Below are 17,092 nucleotides of genomic sequence, written 5' to 3' on the forward strand. Positions count from 1 at the left end.
GCGGACGCGACGAACCCGGCCTCCCGCACATCGCGGGGGCCGGGTTCTTTCTCTTTGTGAGGGGCCAATTTTCGTCGCTTGCGGGTGCCCCGAAGCGACAGAAATTGGCCCCTCACGCGGGATGGGCGCGGGTCAGCGCTCGGCGCGAGCCAGGTTCTGCTCGAGCTCTTCGCGGTTCTGACGCACGACGTACGCGGGCTGGTCGCGCTCGACGCGCCAGCTCTCGCTGAGGGGTCCGACGTTGACGGTGTCGAAGCCGAACTCGTCGTAGATGCGCGTGACCAGGGCGACGGCCTCGTCGGAGTCGCTCGAGGTCGCCAGAGCCCGACGGTTCTCGGTACCGGCGGGGGCGCCGTCGGTGAGGATGTCCGCGGCGGGGATGTGATTGAACGCCTTCACGACGACCGACTCGGGAAGGTGCTCCTGAAGCATCTGCGAGGTGGTCGTCTTCTTCTCGTCGAGCTCGGCGATCTGTCCGTCGCGCTCGAAGTAGTAGTTGTTCGTGTCGAGAACGGTCTTGCCCACGAGGGGGGCCACCGGCACAGCGTCGATCGCCTTCAGCGGCACCGTCACCACGACGATGTCTCCGGCCTCGGCGGCCTCCTGAGCCGTCGCCGCGCGCGCCTTGTCGCCCACCTCGGCGACGAGGTCGCTCAGCGTCTCGGGGCCTCGCGAGTTGGCGATGACCACGTCGTAACCGTGATCCGCGAAGCCCTTCGCCAGGGCCGAACCGATGTTGCCTGCTCCGATGATTCCTACAGTCGTCATGGAGGAGAGAACCGCGGCATCCGGTGGCTCATTCCCGGGAGCGGTACCAAACCTTCAGCAGCCTAAATATTTAGCACTACTAGTAATCAGTGTCAACCGGTCGGGTTCGTGGACGGCGTCCGTTTATCGTCATTCCTGTCGCACCCTCACGCGAGTGGTCGCAGTCCGGTGTTCGGGTCACCGTCCTGCTTGACCTGTGAGGGCGACGGCCCCCGGTGGACGCGGCTTCGGACCACCGGGGGCCGCTTTCGTTTCCGGGCGAGTCACCTCGTCGGGGCGTCGCGCGGACGGTGGAAGACTGGATGCCGTGACCCCCGAGACCCGCCCCTCGCGCTCCGCCCGCTTCTTCTTCGTCTGCATCGGTGTCGGTCTTCTCGCCGGTCTCATGTCGGGCCTGTTCGGTGTCGGGGGCGGAACCGTCATCGTCCCGCTCCTGGTGCTGCTGCTCGGCTTCGACCAGCGTCTCGGGGCGGGTACCTCGCTCGCGGCGATCGTGCCCACGGCATCCGTCGGCGTCATCACCTACGCGATCGACGGGCACGTCGCGTGGCTCCCCGCGCTGATCCTGGCCGCCTTCGCGGTGGTCGGCGCCCAGATCGGCACGTGGCTGCTCCCGAAGCTGTCGCAGACCGCGCTGCGCTGGGCGTTCGTCGCGTTCCTCATCGTGGTGATGGTGAGTCTGTTCTTCGTCATCCCCTCGCGCGACGCCGAACTCGAGCTCACCTGGATCACCGGACCGGGGCTTGCGCTGCTGGGGGTGATCACCGGAACCCTGGCGGGTCTGCTCGGCGTGGGCGGCGGCATCATCGTCGTCCCCGCCCTGCTGCTGCTGTTCGGCACGAGCGACCTCATCGCCAAGGGCACCTCGCTGCTCATGATGATCCCCACGGCGATCTCGGGGACCGTCGGAAACCTGCGCCGCTCGAACGTCGACATCCGTGCCGCCCTGTGCATCGGGATCGCCGCGTGCCTCACCACCCCGGTGGGCGCCCTCATCGCGAAGTTCGTCGATCCGTTCGTGGGCAACGTGCTGTTCGCGATCTTCCTCGTCTTCATCGCCTCGCAGATGGCGGTCAAGGCCGTTCGCGGGCGTCACCAGCGCTGATCCACGGCGGTGGCGCGAACCCGCTCGATAGACTGGACGGGTGCCCGTGAACCCCGAACTCGTCGGTCGTGCCTTCGCGCCGACCGCTCCCTACCTGGTCGGCCGCGAGAAGGTGCGCGAATTCGCCCGCGCCGTCTTCGCCGACGCCCCGCAGCACACCGACCCCGCGGCCGCGCGCGCCCTGGGGTACGCCGACGTGGTGGCCCCGCCGACCTTCGCGATGGTCGTTCAAGACCTGACGCTCCAGCAGCTGCTCGGCGACCCCGACTCCGGCATCGAGCTGTCGCGCCTCGTGCACGCCGAGCAGCGGTTCCGCTACACGCGGCCCATCGTCGCGGGCGACGAGCTCGTCGCGACGCTTTCGGTCACCGGCATCCGGACCATGGGCGGTAACGCGATGATCACGAGCGAAGCCGAGATCGTGGATGCCGACGGCGCCCACGTCGTGACGACGACGAGCGTTTTGCTCGCAGGGGAGGCCGGCGCATGAGCGCGTTCACCGTCGGCGAGGTCATCGCCGAACGCTCCGTTCACCTCACGCGTGAGTCTCTCGTCCGCTACGCCGGCGCGTCGGGCGACTTCAACCCCATCCACTACCGCGACGACGTCGCCGCCGCCGTGGGTCTGCCGGGCGTCCTCGCGCACGGCATGCTCACCATGGGCATCGCCGTCGGCACGCTGACCGACGCGCTGGGCGACACCGGACGCATCGCCGAATACGGCGTGCGCTTCACCCGACCGGTCGTCGTCGACCCGGAGGCCGGAGCCGACCTGCACGTCAGCGCGAAGGTCGGAGCCGTCGACGACGAGACCGCCCGCATCGACCTGACCGTCACGTTCGCCGAGACGACGGTGCTCGGCAAGGCGCAGGTGCGGGTGCGGTTGTCCTGATGCCCGAGGTCGCCCCCGTCCCCCTCTCGCAGTTGACCACCCTGCGCACGGGGGGAGAACCCGCCCGTCTCATCGACGCCTCGACGCTCGACGAGGCGGTCGCCGCGCTCCGCGAGGTGTGGGCCGAGGGCGAGCCGTGGTTCGTGCTCGGCGGCGGCTCGAACCTGTTCGTCGGCGACGAGCCCTTCGAGGGCACGGTCGTGCGGCTCCGCACGTCGGGGATCGAAGAGCTGCCGGGCTCGCGCGAGGGCACGGTACGCCTGCGCGTGCAGGCCGGACACGACTGGGACGCCCTCGTCGCCGAGACGGTCGCGCGCGGCTTCGCCGGCATCGAGGCGATGTCGGGCATCCCCGGCACGGTCGGTGCCGCGCCCGTGCAGAACGTCGGGGCCTATGGCCAGGAGATCGTCCAGACCCTCGTCGAGGTCGAGCTGATCGACGAATCGACCGGTGAGGTCTCGACCGTCTCCGCTGAAGAACTGGGCCTGGGCTTTCGCACGTCGGTGCTGAAGCGCCACTACGGTTCGGTGCCCGAGCGCTCCGCGGTCATCCTCTCGGTGACGCTCGAGCTCGAACGCGTGGGCGCGGAGGAGCGGCCCATCGCGGGCGAGCAGCTGCGCGGCGCCCTCGGTCTTGAACCGGGCCAGACCGTCTCGCTCCGGTGGATCCGCGACCACGTCCTCACCACCCGCGCCCGCAAGGGTATGGTCCTCGACGCCGAGGACCCCGATACCTGGAGCGCGGGGTCGTTCTTCCAGAACGCGATCGTCTCGGAGGCCTTCGCCCGTACCCTCCCGGCCGAATGCCCCCAGTGGCCCCTCACGCCGGTGCTCGATCCGGTGACGGTCATTCCGCTCGCCGCCTTCGACGGCATCCTGCCCCCGCCCCCCGTGGTGTCGCGGCAGGTCAAGGTGAGCGCAGCCTGGCTCATCGAGAACGCCGGTCTCCGCCGGGGGTTCCGCTTCCCGCGCTCGCGCGCCGGGCTCTCGACCAAGCACACGCTCGCCCTGACGAACCGCGGAGAAGCGACCGCGGCCGAGATCGCCGAGCTCGCCCGCTTCGTGCAGAATCGGGTGGCCTCGGAGTTCGGCCTTGTGCTGCAGCCCGAACCGGTCCTGGTCAACGTCGAGCTGTAGGTCCCCCAGGGCTCCTCCGCGTGAGTCGCCAAGAATTGTCGCTTCGAACGCTGTCAAAGCGACAATTTCTGGCGAGTCACGCGGGGGTTCTCGCGAGCAGGCGGCGAATACGCGCGAGCAGAGCGACCGGGTCGTCGAAATCGCGTGCCGTCACGACAGTCATCCGGTAGCCGAGGGACTCCAGCTCGGCCCGGCGAGACTGATCCCTGCTCCATTGGTGCGGATCGCGGTGATGATCACCGTCGTACTCGATAATGAGTCGTTCATCCGGGTAGAGCAGATCGACGCGGGCCACGAACCGACTCCCGTCGAAGATCTCGACGTTGCTCTGCGGCACCGGCAGGCCGGACTGGATGAGAAGAACGCGCAACTCCGACTCCCGTGGCGACTCCGCCCGCTCATCCGCGAGATCCACGGCAAGTCGGCGTCGCTTCGATCCCCTGCCGCCCAGGAATCGACGATGCATCCGCTCGAGATCCTTTCGCGTCGCCATCTGATGATGGCGCGAGATGAGCCGATCCGAGATGGCCGTCAGCTGCCCGACTCCCAGCATTTCGGCGAGTTCCGCCCACGTCCTGAGGGGAGAAGTGCACCGGATGCCATGGACCTCGACGATGTCGTCGGGCACGACCGCCAGAGCCCGACCGGTGGTGCCGGGGCGACGTATCCGGTTCTGATCCGCGGGAACTCCGATGAACGGTCTCTCCCACGCGGTTGTCGACAGAGCGTACGGCAGGGGGAGTCCGTGCAGAACAGCCGCAGTGGGGCCGCAGAAGAACGCGTGCGCGGGAAGCGCGCGCAGAAGGGCCGCGAGCACATCCCCTTGCGTGGAGGACTCCGCGACTCGGATTCCGGCGTGCGGGATCGTCCAGACCGCCGCCCTCATCGTGCTCGGCGTCAGGCCGTGATGTGCGCCCTCGGCGATGGTGAACGCGTCAGTGGGTCCGATGAGGCGGCGGGTTGTCGGCATCCGGTGATGATGGCGCTTTACTCACCGGCGCGCGCTCACCTCTCCCCAGCCCCTGCTCTCCGCTCTGCGCGCGTGACTCGCCAAGAACTGTCGCTTCGGAGGTGGCCGAAGCGACAAATTATGGCGACTCACGCGCGAAGACGGGCGGAAGACGGGCGGAAGGCGGGCGGAAGACGCGGGGGCTGGGGAGGAGGGGCAGGCCTCAGGCGAACAGGCGCTGGAGGCGCTGCACGCCCTCGAGGAGCTGGTCGTCGCCCAGGGCGTACGACAGGCGCAGGTATCCGCTCGGGCCGAAGGCCTCGCCGGGGACGACGGCGACCTCGGCCTGCTCGAGGATGAGGTCGGCGAGATCGAGCGAGGTGGTGGGCGTGACGCCGCCCCACGTGCGGTTCAGCAGGCCCTGCACGTCGGGGTAGACGTAGAACGCGCCGAGCGGGTTGGGCACCTCGACGCCGTCGATCTTCGACAGCTCCGACACGATCAGCTTCCGGCGGCGGTCGAAGGCCAGGCGGAACTGCTCGGCCTCGTCCTGCGGGCCGTTCAACGCCTCGGCGGCGGCGAGCTGCGCGACGTTGTTGACGTTGCTCGACAGGTGCGACTGCAGGTTGCCGGCGAGCTTCATGGCATCCGCCGGTCCGACCATCCAGCCCACGCGCCATCCGGTCATGGCGTAGGTCTTGGCCACGCCGTTGACGAGGATGGTCTGCCCCGCGAGCTCGGGCACGGCCTCGACGATCGAGACGGCCTTGACGCCCTCGTACGTGAGGTTCTGGTAGATCTCGTCGGTGATGACCCAGATGCCGTGCTCGAGGGCCCAGCGACCGATCTCGGCGGTCTCTTCGGGCGTGTAGACCGAGCCGGTGGGGTTCGAGGGCGAGACGAACACGAGCACCGTGGTCTTGTCGGTGCGCGCGGCCTCGAGCTGGGCGACGGTGACCTTGTAGTCCTGGTCGGCGCCGGCGAACACCTCGACGGGCGTGCCGTCGGCCAGGGCGATCGCCTCGGGGTAGGTGGTCCAGTACGGGGCGGGCAGCAGCACCTCGTCGCCGGGGTTCACCACCGTTTGGAACGCCTGGTACACCGACTGCTTGCCGCCGTTGGTCACGATGACCTGCGAGGGCGCGACCTCGAGGCCGGAGTCGCGGAGGGTCTTCGCGGCGATCGCCTCGCGCAGCACGGGGAGGCCCGCGGCGGGGGTGTAGCGGTAGTTCTTCGGGTCCTGCAGCGCCTTCGCTGCGGCATCGACGATGAACGAGGGCGTGGCGAAGTCGGGCTCGCCGGCCGCGTACGAGATGACCGGTCGGCCGGCGGCCTGGAGGGCCTTGGCCTTGGCGTCGACCTTGAGGGTCGCGGACTCGGCGATGGCGGACAGCTTGCGGGAGAGCGGGGCGCGGGAAGTCACGGTTCCGAGCCTACTGTTCGAGCCCGCCCCAGCCGAGGGTCGTGACGACTTACGAAACACAGCTCCATTAGCGTGTCGGGGTGACCGCTGCGACACCTACCCTGCTGCCCTCCCGTCGTCGAGGACTGGGCACGCTCGTTCGTCTGGGACTCGCGACCCTCATCGTCGGGGTGGCAACCGGTCTCGCGGTCCTGCTGCTGGTGTTCATCGTCCACAGCCTCGAACACCTCGTGTGGGGGCACGAGGAGGGGCCGTTCCTCGACGGCCTGGCCTACCCCTCGGTGTGGTGGCTGCCGATCGCGACGGTCGGCGGTGCGGGTGTCGTTGCCGCCGTCGGCTGGTATCTCCTGCGCCGTTTCGGGCGGAAGCTCGCCACGGTCGAGCAGGGCGTCGACGGGGCCCGGATGCCGTGGTGGGAGACCTTCGCCGACACCGTCATCCAGGTGGCGTCGGTCGCCATGGGCGCCTCGATCGGCAAAGAGGTCGCCCCGCGCGAGCTGTCGGCCATGGCGGGCTCCAAGATCGTCCGCTGGTTCCGCCTCGACGCGCGCTGGCGCCGCATCCTGATCGCCTCGGCCGCGGGTGCGGGTCTCGCCGCGGTCTACAACGTGCCCCTGGCCGGGGCGCTGTTCGCCGTCGAGATCCTGCTCGCGCAGTTCAGCGTGGGAGCGGCCGTGGTCGCCCTCACCGTCAGTGCCATCGCGACGCTGGTCGCGCGCCCGCTCGTCGGGGACGGGTCGCTGTATTCGGTGGGATCGCTCGAGGTGAACGCCTCGCTGATCGTCGCGGCCGTGCTCATCGGCCCCCTCATGGGATGGGGCGCCACGAGCTTCGCGACCATCACGAAGAAGCTGTCGCGCTTCCGCCCCCACGGCTGGAAGCTGCTGGTGGTCCTGCCCCTCACCTTCACCGCGGTGGGAGCGATCGGCGCCGCATTCCCCCTCATCCTCGGCAACGGTCGGGCGCTCGCCACCGCCGGCTTCGACCTCTCGCAGCCGGCCCTGCTGCTCATCGCGCTCGCCGTGCTGAAGTACGTCGCGACGACCGTGTCGCTCGGTTCGGGCGCGATCGGCGGGACGCTGCAGCCGTCGGTCGCGATCGGTGCCGCGCTCGGTGCGGCCGCTGCGGCGGGCTGGGCGTTCGTGTGGCCCGGCGCCGACGGCACGGCGCTCGCGATCGTCGCGGCATCCGCGTTCCTCGCCTCGAACATGCGCGCCCCCTTCACGGCGATCGCGCTCATCATCGAGTTCACGAACACCGGGTTCACGCTGCTGTTGCCGATCTTCCTCGCCGTGGCCGGGTCGCTCGTGGCCTCCAAGCTCACCTCGCGCGAGAGCCTGCGCCCGTTCGCGCCGATGGACCCGGCCCGACCGTAGAACCCGCCTAGGCTCGACGGGTGATCGACTGGATTCTGGCCGAATGGATGCAGATCCTCGGTTTCGCCACGGGGGCGGCGTGCGTGCTGCTGGCCGCCCGGCGGAACGTGTGGACCTATCCCATCGGCATCGCCAACAACCTCGTCTTCCTCTCGGTGTTCGTGCCGGCCGGGATCTACGCCAGCGCGGGACTGCAGGTGGTGTACCTGGTGCTCGGGGTGCACGGCTGGTTCCGGTGGACGCGTCGCATCGAACACGATCGCGAATACGTGGCCCGCACGCCTCGACGGGCGGTGCCGTGGCTCATCATCGTCGCGGTGGTGGGGACCCTCGTCTTGACCTGGCTGCTCGACACGTACACCGACTCGCAGGTGGCGCTCGCCGATGCCGCGACGACCTCGGCCAGCCTCGTCGCCCAGTACATGCTCAACCGCAAGTGGATCGAGAGCTGGTGGGTGTGGATCGGCGTCGATGTGGTGTTCGTCGCGCTGTCGATCGCCACCGGACTGTGGATCATCGCCGCCCTCTACGCCCTCTTCATCGTCCTATGCGTCGGCGGACTGCGGTCGTGGAGTCGGCTGCGGAACGAGACGACGGATGCCGATGACCTCAGCCCCTCGCGTGCCTGAGCGCCGTTATCGGCACGGCGTGGTGGTGGGGAAGTTCTACCCCCTCCACGTCGGTCACGCGCACCTCATCCGCTCAGCGGCCCGGGCGTGCGAGCGGGTCACGGTCGAGGTGATCGCGGCATCCGTCGAATCGATCCCCCTCGAGCGACGGGCCGCGTGGGTGCGCGAGGACCACCCGACGGTGCGCGTGGTCGACCTCCTCGACGACACTCCGGTCGACTTCGCCTCCGAGACCGCGTGGGACGCGCACACCGCGACGATCGCGGGCCTGCTCGACGAGCCGGTCGATGTGGTCTTCACCTCCGATGAGTACGGGGCCGAGCTCGCGCGTCGTCTCGGTGCCGACTGGGTGCAGGTGGACCCGGGTCGCCGGCTCAACCCCGTGTCGGGAACGGCGATCCGTGCCGATCTCGACGGTCACTGGCACGAGCTGTCGCCCGCGGTGCGGGCCGATCTGGCCGCGCGCGTCGTCGTCCTCGGTGCCGAGTCGACGGGCTCGACGACCCTCGCCGAAGCCCTCGCCACCGAGCTCGGCACGATCTGGGTGCCCGAGTACGGCCGCGAGCTCAGCGAGACGCGCGAGGGCGGACTCGACGCCCCGTGGCGCAGCGACGAATTCGACCTCGTCGTCGATCGCCAGATCGGGTGGGAACAGGATGCCGTGCGGCGGGCTCCCCGCTCGGTCCTCGTCTGCGACACCGACGTCCTCGCCACGGCGCTCTGGCACGAGAGGTACGTGGGCACCCCGGCGCCGCGCATCCTGGCGCGGGCCGCGGAGCACCGCCCGGCGCTGTACATCCTCACGGGGGATGAGATCCCCTTCGTGCAGGACGGCATGCGCGACGGCGAGCACATCCGCGCCGATATGCAGGAGCGCTTCCGCGAGGTGCTCGCCGCGCAGCCCGTGCCCTGGCTCGAGGTGCGCGGGTCGGTCGCCCAACGCCTCGCTCAGGCGCTGCCCGCCGTGCGCGACGCCGTGGCGCGCGCGACGTCGTTCACCCCGCCGATGGAGGGGCGGTCGCTCGCCGAGCAAGAGGAACTCCGCCGACGGGCCGGACGTTAGGCTGGCGCGATGGCCGACCGCTGGCACAAGCTCTCCGAGTCACCCACGACGTCGAACGCCGCCGACGGGGTCGCCCCGCTCGCCGCGGCCGACCTCTTCCGTGAGGCGCCCGCCCCGGCCGCGCCGCCTCTCGACGAGAAGCTGCGGCAGACCTACTACTGGATCGTCAACCGTGCGGTGATCTCGCCCTACTACGACGTGGAGTTCTCATCGGGGCGCCCGCTCACGTTCGAGCTGGGCGACGCGGGTGCCGAGCTCACCCTGCCGAACGAGCCCTCGTACTCCTCGAACGTGCTGCTACCGCTGCTGAGCTTCGCGGTGGGTGGCAAGTGCCTGCTGATCGGCGGCCCGGGCCGCGGCAAGACCACCGTCGCGGTGCTCATGGGAGTGCTCGCCGGGTCGACGCCCGAGGAGGTGCGGCGCGGCGTGCAGCAGGGGCAGCCGCAGCTGTCGATCAGCGACCTCGTCGGCATCCCTCTGCCGCGCGATCTGATGAACGCGTCGAGCCTGGCCGAGATCGGCATCGCGTGGCGCGAGTGGCTGACGCGGCCCGTCAAGATCGTCGACGAGTACAACCGCATCCCCACCAAGACGCAGTCGGCCCTGCTGACGATGGTGGCCGAGGGCTACGTCGAAAGCCACGACCAGATGCGTCGCACGGCCCCCGCTTCGGGCGTGGAGAGCTGGTTCTTCACCGCGAACGACGACGCGGGCGGCGGGACCTTCCCCGTCATCCAGGCGCTCCGCGACCGCATGGACGTCACCGTTCCCGCGGCAGGGTTCAACAGCCGCTTCCTCGACGAGCTCGTCGCCCGCGTCGAAGCCGGCGAGAAGCCCGAGGAGCACGTGCCCGCCGAGCTCGTGTTCGCTCCCGAGGAGCAGTCGGCGATGCGCGCGGCGATCCGCGCCGTGCCGGTACCGGCCGAGGTGCGCCGGCGGCTGGAGTTCTTCCTGAGTCACTTCGAGTTCGTGCAGGGCGGCGGGCGCCGATTCGAGTACCGCACGAAAGACACGGTGACCACGGCGGGCGGCCGGGTCGCCGAGGCGATCGAGGCGAACTCCGGGGCCGACCTCATGACCGATCCCGGCGCGCAGACCCTCAACGGCCTGTCGGTGCGGGCGCTGCAGACCCTCATCGTCTACGCCAAGGCCGTCGCCTGGTTCCGTGGTCGTGACGCGGTGTCGGTCGCCGACGTGGGGGCGATGCTGCCGTTCGTGCTGCGCGGAAAGCTGCTGCCCAATCCCACGCATCCCCGCTTCGATGTGGGGGCCGAGCGCGAGCTCAGCACCGATGTGATGAGCTGGCTCGCCGACCTGTTCGCGGAGTCGGGCCGACAGTTCGACGCCCTCGGCCGCGGGGGCGACGACCCGGTCGGCGCGCTGCTCGCGCAGCTCGAGGCGGGACTCGACGGGGTCGGGGCGGTCGAGGCCGGTCGGCGCCTCACCGAGATCGAGGCACGGCTGCGCACGGTCGCGGGCACCGGCAAGCTCTACGGCCGCGATTTCGACGACCTCATGGCGCTCAAGTACCTGCACCAGCGCTACACGGCCTACCTGCGCTGGCTAGAGGGGCGTTCGTGATCCGACGCCCCGGCCACCTCGCCGATCGCACTCCGCCGGTGGGCACTCCGGTGCCGGTCGAAGGGCTCGACCTGGCGCTGGCGGGACGCAATGTCGAAGCGGCGGGCGGCTCGGCCGAGCGGTTCGCCGTGTCGTTCGCGGCCGGGCGCGCGGCCGGCGAGGGGTTCGACGCGATCGCGCTCGCCGGCATCGCGGGCTGGCGAGCCGGCGCGCTCGGCCTGCGCGACGACGCCCTGGGCAGCATCGAGCGGGCGTGGTCATCCGGCGAAGGCGCAGCCGCGGCGGCTGCCCTGGGGATGGATGCCGCCCACCTCGGCGTTTTCGTCGAGCGCCAGAGAACCGACCGGTACTGGTGGCCCGGACGCCGCGAGGCCAACGGCTACGTCTGCGCGGTCGGGGGGTTCCGCGGGTTCGGCGGCGCGTGGACGGCGCCCCCGACCGGTGGCCGACCGCTCGGCGTCGACGGTGCGTTCGCCGTGCGCACCGGGGCGCGGTGGTGGCGCATCGACGTCGACGCCTGGGGGTCGCGCCTGAGCCCGCTCGACAATGAGCCCGATCCGGGCGCCGCGGGCGCGGCATCCGTCATCACCTTCGCCGACTCGTACCTGGCGTGGATCCACGTCGCGGAGCCGGCGTGAGCACGGTGACGTCGCCGATCGGAGTCGACCTGCTGGCGTGGGAGGCGGCGCAGCGACTGTGGGGCGTGCGGCTGCAGGAGGCGCGCATGGCTCCCGGCGCGGGAGACGAGCACGGCGCTCCCGCGTGGTTCACCTTTCCGCCGGTCGTCACGGTCGACCCGGTCATGGTCGCGCAGCTCGGGGGAGCAGACGAGATGGAGAGCGTGTTCGCGCACGAGCTCGGCCACCACGTGCTCGCCCCGAGCACCCGCCTGGACGCGCTGAAGATCCGCCATCAGATGGCCCGCGCTCTGCAGGCCGCGGGGGCACCCACCCTGCGCGACGAGGATCTCGCGCTGATGTCGAACCTGTGGACCGACCTGCTCGTCAACGCCCGTGTCGCCGTCTTGCAGCGACGGCGCGACGGGGTGGGCGAGCCCGGCATCGTGCGGTTGTCGCGGGAGCTGTACCGCGCCTCGCGCTCGTCGCCGAGCCCGCTGTGGTGGGTGTACCTGCGCACGTACGAGCTGCTGTGGAACCTGCCGGCCGGAACCCTGTGCGACCCCGAGCCGCCGGAGCCCGCCCGACGCCCGCCGAAGCAGAAGCAGGAACTTCCCTGGACGCGCATCGCCGCGGAGCACCGCGCCGCCGAGAAGGCACTGCGGCAGGCGCGCAGGGCCGCCGAGCGCGTGTCCGACGAACTCGCCGAAGCGACGGTCACGCGTCCCGCCCTCGACGCCGACGTGCTCGCATCCCTCGTGCGCACCTTCGCGGGCGACGCCGTGGCCGGGGCCCTGCGCTTCGGCGTCGTGGCGGCGCCCTACCTCATCGACCCGCGCACCGACGGCGCGGCCTCGCTCCCCGGAGGCACCTGCGCCGCCGATGACGCCGCCGCGACCCCCTCGGAGCTCGGCCGGGTGCTGTCGGATCGGCGGCTGAGCGGCGCGGTTCCCTCCTCCGCGGGGGCCGCTGCCGCGCCGGCGGCGAAGGGCTCGGCCACGGGGCAGGCCCTCGGGATCGCGCAGACCCTCGAGCTGTACGCCGACGCGGACCCGGCTGCCGTGATCGCAGCCTGGTACCGGGCCGAGGCGACGCGCTGGGTGCGTCCGTTCACTCAGCGGTCGCCGCGCGCGGTCTCGGCCGACCTCCCGGGACCCTTCGAGAGCTGGGAGACCGGTGACGACCTCGCCGATCTCGACTGGCCCGCGACGTTGCAGGCGGGCGGGGTCGTCGTCCCGGGGGTGACGACGCTGCGGCGCTCGTACCTGCCCGATGATCCGCCACCGGTGTCGTCGAGCATCGATCTCGACCTCTACATCGACAGCTCGGGCTCGATGCCGCAGCCGCAGACGGGCTCGCCCGCCGTGCTCGCGGGCACGATCCTCGCCCTGTCGGTGCTGCGCGGAGGGGGACGGGTCCGCGTGACCAGCTTCTCGGGGCCCGGCCAGGTTGCGGGCCACGAGGAGTACTCCCGCGACCCCGCACGCACGATCGCCGACCTCGCCCACTTCTTCGCCGGCGGCACGACGTTCCCCCTCGACCTGCTCGACGAGAGGTACGCCGGACGGGGGACTCCGGATGCCGCGCACCGCCGTCACCTCGTCGTGCTCTCCGACGACGGGCTGACCTCGCTCTTCGGCGACGGCGATCCCGCTCGCGCCGATGTCGCGCCCCGGGTGCGCGAGACACTCAGCACGGCGACCCTCGTCGTGCTCGATCGACAGCACCGTGTCGCCGAGCCGGCGCTGCGGGCGGGATACGACGTGATGTACATCGAACGGATGGATGACGCACCCGCGGTGTGCGCGCGACTGGCGGAGGTGCTCGGTGGCTGAGGCGGACGATCTGCTGAGCGCATGGTCGGCGATCGCGCCGCCCGAAGACACGGCGTGGGCGAGAGCTCGGCCCGGTCCCGGGGTCGACGAGATCGCGGCGCGCCTGTCGAGCGTGCCGCGGCCGTTCCTCGACGACGACGTCTCGCTGCGCGCGCTCGCCGGCGACGTGCTGGGCCGACCCGTGGCATCCGTCGATCACGCCGACGACGAGCGGGTGCGCACGGGCGCGGCCATCGGTCTGTGGGTGGTGGCGAGCGAAGACCTGGTGCAGCCGTTCGTCCCGTCACTCGCCGGCGGCGACGTGGCGCGCGCGATCGACGCCCTGGCCCTGCGGCTGGCGCCCGTGGTGGATCCGCGCGACTGGCTCGCCGACGCCGAGCGGCGGGAAGAGGCGGCGCGCACCTTCCTGCTCTGGGCGGGCTTCCTACCGGCCGGCGAAGACCGCGAGACCGCGCGCGCGCTCCTCGACGCGCGCGACTCGCTCCGCCGCAACGCCGCGCTCGCCGAGGCCTACGCCGCGTACCGCCACCGCGAAGAGATCGCCCGCCGCCTTGCCGAGGCGCGCGCCCGGGAAGCCGCCGCGAGGTACTCGAGTGAGTGACGACGACCCGCTCGCCCTCGGCGAGTACCGGCCCGGGTCGGCGGCCGTGCTGACGGATGCCGAGCGCTGGCCGACCCTCGACACCGAGGGCGCCGCGCGGCTGCATCGCTGGCGCACGCACCCGGCAGCCCCCGCGTGGGTGCACGCCACAGGGGACCGCCTTTCGGCCGACGCCGTCGACCGCGCGCGCACGCCGCTGCCGCTCGACGGATGGCTCGAAGAACACCTCGACACCGCGCGGCGACTTCCGTTCTATCGAGGCATGACCGGGCTGCGGACCCTTGACGATTTCCCCACGATCGAGCGGCGCGATCTCGTCGCCGACGTCTCGGCATTCGTTCCCCTCGACGCCGACCTCGACCGCATGCTGCACGGCACGAGCTCGGGGTCGACGGGGGCGGCGCTGGTGATCCCCGACGACGTCGAAGAGGTGGCGCGCGGCTTCCACCTGCTCGTCCGCCTCGTGCGCGAGGCGGGTGTCGAGTGGAAGCCGGATGCCGAGCGGCTCGCCCTCGTGTGGGTGCTGCAGCAGCGCCAGGCCTTCACGTACGTGTCGATCGTCAGCGGCTTCGCCCAGCGCGCCATGGCGCGGGTCAATCTGAACGAGGGCGCCTGGCGGGCGGCATCCGATCGGTCGACCTTCGTGAAGGACGCGGATCCCCAGGTCATCTCGGGCAACCCCACGAGCCTGTCCGAACTGCTCGACCCCGATCTGCGGTCCGTCGTGCGGCCGCTGGCCCTGTTCTCGGGAGCGATGGCGCTGTCGGCACCGCTGCGGGCCGAGCTCGAGGCGGCGTTCTCGTGCCCGGTGTTCGACGTGTACGGCCTGCACGAGACCCGGCCGATCGCGGTGCGCACCGACGACGGCCCCTTCCGCGTGCTCGACCGGCGCGTGCACGTCGAGGTGCTCGACGCCGCGGGCGAGCCGGTCGCCGACGGCGCGATGGGCGAGATCACGGTGACCGCGGGCGAGAACCCCCTGCTGCCGCTCGTGCGGTACCGCACCGGCGACGTCGGTCGGCTCGTCGAGCTCCCCGGCGGCGGCGTCGGCATCGCCGACCTCGAGGGGCGCGAGCACACCGACTTCCTCAGCTCTGCGGGGACACGCGTGCCCTCGGTCGACCTCACGCAGCAGCTGCAGAGCCACGGCGCGCACGGCTGGACGGTGGAGCAGCGAGCGGACGGCGGGCTCGAGGTGAGGATCGCCGGCGGCGACGGCACGGCGATCACCACCGCGCTGCGCGCCTTGCTCGGTCAGCCCGTTCAGCTCGAGAGCGTCGAGCGTCTCGCCGACCTCGGTGAGGGCAAGCCCCGACGCTTCCGGTCCGCCGCGCGCTGACTCCCGCCGCGCGAAGGGGCCGGGGCTCGTGGCCCCGGCCCCTCGGCATCCGGTGAATCAGTTCAGGTATTTCGCATACGCCGGCAGGGTGAGGAACGCGGGGAACTCCTCGCGCAGCGCCACCTCGCGGAACACCGCGGCGGCGTCGTCGAAGCGGTCGCCCTCGGAGCGCTGCACCTCGGCGAGCACGTCCGTCACGAGACCCTCGACGAAGTCGCGGGTGATCGCGACGCCCTCGGCCGTGGAGTGGTCCTGGTGGATCCACTGCCAGATCTGCGAGCGCGAGATCTCCGCGGTCGCGGCGTCTTCCATCAGGTCGTCGATCGCGACGGCGCCCAGGCCCCGCAGCCAGGCCTCGATGTAGCGGATCGCCACCGAGACGTTGCCCCGCACGCCCGCGGTGGTCACCGGCAGGCCGATGCGCACGTCGAGCAGGTCGGCGGGGTCGACCGCCACCTCGCCGCGGGTGCGCCCGAGCTGGTTCGGCTCGTCGCCGAGCACCGCGTCGAACTCGGCGCGGGCCACCGGGATGAGGTCGGGGTGGGCCACCCACGTGCCGTCGAAGCCGTCGCCGGCCTCGCGCCGCTTGTCGGCGGCCACCTTCTCGAACGCGGCCTTGGTGACCTCGGGTCGCCGGCGGTTCGGAATGAACGCGCTCATGCCGCCGATCGCGTAGGCGCCGCGCTTGTGGCACGTCTGCACGAGCAGCTCGGTGTAGGCCCGCATGAACGGCACGGTCATCGTGACCTCGCTGCGGTCGGGGAGCACGAAGCGGGCGCCCCGGCCCCGGTAGGTCTTGATGATCGAGAAGATGTAGTCCCACCGGCCGGCGTTGAGCCCGGCGCAGTGGTCGCGCAGGGCGAAGAGGATCTCCTCCATCTCGAACGCCGCGGGCAGCGTCTCGATCAGCACGGTGGCGCGGATCGTGCCGTGGTCCAGGCCCAGGCGCTCCTCGGTGAACGAGAACACGTCGTCCCAGAGCCGTGCTTCTTCGGCCGACTCGATCTTCGGCAGGTAGAAGTACGGTCCCCGGCCCGCCGCGATCAGCGCGTGCGCGTTGTGGAAGACGTACAGCCCGTAGTCGATGAGAGAACCGGATGCCGGGAGCTCCCGCCCCGCGCGATCGATGAAGCTCACGTGCTTCTCGGGCAGGTGCCAGCCGCGCGGGCGCATCACGATCGTGGGGGTGCGCTCGGCGGTGACCTCGTAGCGCTTGCCCTCGGGGCTCGTGAACGACAGCTGTCCGCGGATCGCGTCGAACAGCGACAGCTGCCCGCCGATGACGTTGCTCCAGGTGGGGCTCGTGGCGTCCTCCTGGTCGGCGAGCCACACCCGCGCGCCGGAGTTCAGCGCGTTGATCGTCATCTTCGGGTCGGTGGGCCCGGTGATCTCGACGCGGCGGTCCTCCAGGCCCGGGCCGGCGCCCGCCACGCGCCACGACGGGTCGTCGCGGATGTGCGCGGTTTCGGCGCGGAAGTGCGGGTCGTCGCCCGTGCCGATCTCGAAGCGGCGGCGCAGGCGCGCGGCGAGGCGGTCGTGCCGACGCCGGGCGAAGCGGTCGTGCAGCTCGGTGACGAAGGCGAGGGCCGCAGAGGTGAGGATCTCGCCGTCGCGCCCGTGCAGGGGCCGCTCGAGGCGCAGGTGCGGGGTGGATGCCGGGGTGCTCGGCATCCGGGATTCTTCGGTCGTGGGCGGGGGAGAGGTGTCGATGAGGGTCATGGTCGTGACTTTCTGTGGCGCGTCCGCTTCTCGGACCATGTCCCGTAAATGGCGGCCTGG

16 protein-coding genes are annotated in these 17,092 nt (G+C 71.1%); 12 read left to right on the plus strand and 4 right to left on the minus strand.

Annotation, left to right across the window (positions count from 1 at the left end):
- Positions 1 to 132: 132 nt before the first annotated feature.
- Positions 133 to 768 carry an NADPH-dependent F420 reductase gene (locus QBE02_RS13980; RefSeq protein ID WP_074695477.1) on the minus strand — a complete coding sequence of 212 codons (636 nt, stop codon included), beginning with the start codon at positions 766 to 768 and terminating at the stop codon, positions 133 to 135.
- A gap of 307 nt (positions 769 to 1,075) precedes the next feature.
- On the opposite strand from QBE02_RS13980, the gene QBE02_RS13985 reads away from it, so the two are divergent.
- Genes QBE02_RS13985 through QBE02_RS14000 form a run of 4 tightly spaced genes read left to right on the plus strand, consistent with a single transcriptional unit; the run spans position 1,076 to position 3,900 of the window.
- Positions 1,076 to 1,873, plus strand: a complete 798-nt coding sequence (locus QBE02_RS13985) for a sulfite exporter TauE/SafE family protein (protein WP_279366260.1) — start codon at positions 1,076 to 1,078, stop codon at positions 1,871 to 1,873.
- Between the two features lie 40 nt (positions 1,874 to 1,913).
- Positions 1,914 to 2,363: an FAS1-like dehydratase domain-containing protein gene (locus QBE02_RS13990; RefSeq protein WP_279366261.1), complete on the plus strand. Its 450-nt coding sequence runs from the start codon at positions 1,914 to 1,916 to the stop codon at positions 2,361 to 2,363.
- Positions 2,360 to 2,764, plus strand: coding sequence for a MaoC/PaaZ C-terminal domain-containing protein (locus tag QBE02_RS13995; RefSeq protein ID WP_279366262.1), 405 nt, complete (start codon positions 2,360 to 2,362; stop codon positions 2,762 to 2,764). The genes QBE02_RS13990 and QBE02_RS13995 overlap by 4 nt, the downstream gene beginning before the upstream one ends.
- The gene (locus QBE02_RS14000; protein WP_056223850.1) at positions 2,764 to 3,900 is read left to right on the plus strand and encodes a UDP-N-acetylmuramate dehydrogenase; all 1,137 of its coding nucleotides are present in this window, start codon (positions 2,764 to 2,766) and stop codon (positions 3,898 to 3,900) included. Before QBE02_RS13995 ends, QBE02_RS14000 begins: the two co-directional genes overlap by 1 nt.
- A gap of 76 nt (positions 3,901 to 3,976) precedes the next feature.
- Here QBE02_RS14000 and QBE02_RS14005 read toward each other — a convergent pair whose 3' ends face one another.
- Positions 3,977 to 4,528, minus strand: coding sequence for an endonuclease domain-containing protein (locus QBE02_RS14005; protein ID WP_279366263.1), 552 nt, complete (start codon positions 4,526 to 4,528; stop codon positions 3,977 to 3,979).
- A 544-nt stretch (positions 4,529 to 5,072) separates the two neighbouring features.
- On the minus strand, positions 5,073 to 6,272 hold the full coding sequence (locus QBE02_RS14010; RefSeq protein ID WP_279366264.1) for a pyridoxal phosphate-dependent aminotransferase: 1,200 nt from the start codon (positions 6,270 to 6,272) through the stop codon (positions 5,073 to 5,075).
- 80 nt (positions 6,273 to 6,352) lie between these two features.
- Between QBE02_RS14010 and QBE02_RS14015 the strand changes: the two genes are divergently transcribed.
- From QBE02_RS14015 to QBE02_RS14050, 8 genes are read left to right on the plus strand one after another with little or no spacing between them, the layout of a single operon-like run.
- On the plus strand, positions 6,353 to 7,648 hold the full coding sequence (locus QBE02_RS14015) for a chloride channel protein (RefSeq protein WP_279366265.1): 1,296 nt from the start codon (positions 6,353 to 6,355) through the stop codon (positions 7,646 to 7,648).
- A gap of 20 nt (positions 7,649 to 7,668) precedes the next feature.
- The gene (gene pnuC, locus QBE02_RS14020) at positions 7,669 to 8,277 is read left to right on the plus strand and encodes a nicotinamide riboside transporter PnuC (RefSeq protein ID WP_279366266.1); all 609 of its coding nucleotides are present in this window, start codon (positions 7,669 to 7,671) and stop codon (positions 8,275 to 8,277) included.
- The gene (locus QBE02_RS14025; RefSeq protein ID WP_279366267.1) at positions 8,252 to 9,340 is read left to right on the plus strand and encodes an AAA family ATPase; all 1,089 of its coding nucleotides are present in this window, start codon (positions 8,252 to 8,254) and stop codon (positions 9,338 to 9,340) included. The genes pnuC and QBE02_RS14025 overlap by 26 nt, the downstream gene beginning before the upstream one ends.
- 9 nt (positions 9,341 to 9,349) lie before the next feature.
- Positions 9,350 to 10,921 (plus strand): AAA family ATPase, encoded by a 1,572-nt coding sequence (locus QBE02_RS14030; protein ID WP_279366268.1) that lies wholly within the window; start codon positions 9,350 to 9,352, stop codon positions 10,919 to 10,921.
- On the plus strand, positions 10,918 to 11,559 hold the full coding sequence (locus tag QBE02_RS14035) for a potassium transporter Kef (RefSeq protein ID WP_279366269.1): 642 nt from the start codon (positions 10,918 to 10,920) through the stop codon (positions 11,557 to 11,559). The genes QBE02_RS14030 and QBE02_RS14035 overlap by 4 nt, the downstream gene beginning before the upstream one ends.
- Positions 11,556 to 13,373, plus strand: a complete 1,818-nt coding sequence (locus tag QBE02_RS14040; protein ID WP_279366270.1) for a VWA domain-containing protein — start codon at positions 11,556 to 11,558, stop codon at positions 13,371 to 13,373. Before QBE02_RS14035 ends, QBE02_RS14040 begins: the two co-directional genes overlap by 4 nt.
- Complete coding sequence (locus QBE02_RS14045; protein ID WP_279366271.1) at positions 13,366 to 13,974, plus strand: phosphohydrolase; 609 nt, start codon at positions 13,366 to 13,368, stop codon at positions 13,972 to 13,974. The genes QBE02_RS14040 and QBE02_RS14045 overlap by 8 nt, the downstream gene beginning before the upstream one ends.
- Positions 13,967 to 15,313, plus strand: coding sequence for an AMP-binding protein (locus QBE02_RS14050; protein WP_279366272.1), 1,347 nt, complete (start codon positions 13,967 to 13,969; stop codon positions 15,311 to 15,313). Before QBE02_RS14045 ends, QBE02_RS14050 begins: the two co-directional genes overlap by 8 nt.
- A 57-nt stretch (positions 15,314 to 15,370) precedes the next feature.
- Here QBE02_RS14050 and aceB read toward each other — a convergent pair whose 3' ends face one another.
- Complete coding sequence (gene aceB / locus QBE02_RS14055; RefSeq protein ID WP_279366273.1) at positions 15,371 to 17,032, minus strand: malate synthase A; 1,662 nt, start codon at positions 17,030 to 17,032, stop codon at positions 15,371 to 15,373.
- Between the last annotated feature and the right edge of the window lie 60 nt (positions 17,033 to 17,092).

It is taken from the genome of Microbacterium testaceum (assembly GCF_029761935.1).
Lineage (GTDB): Bacteria > Actinomycetota > Actinomycetes > Actinomycetales > Microbacteriaceae > Microbacterium > Microbacterium testaceum_A.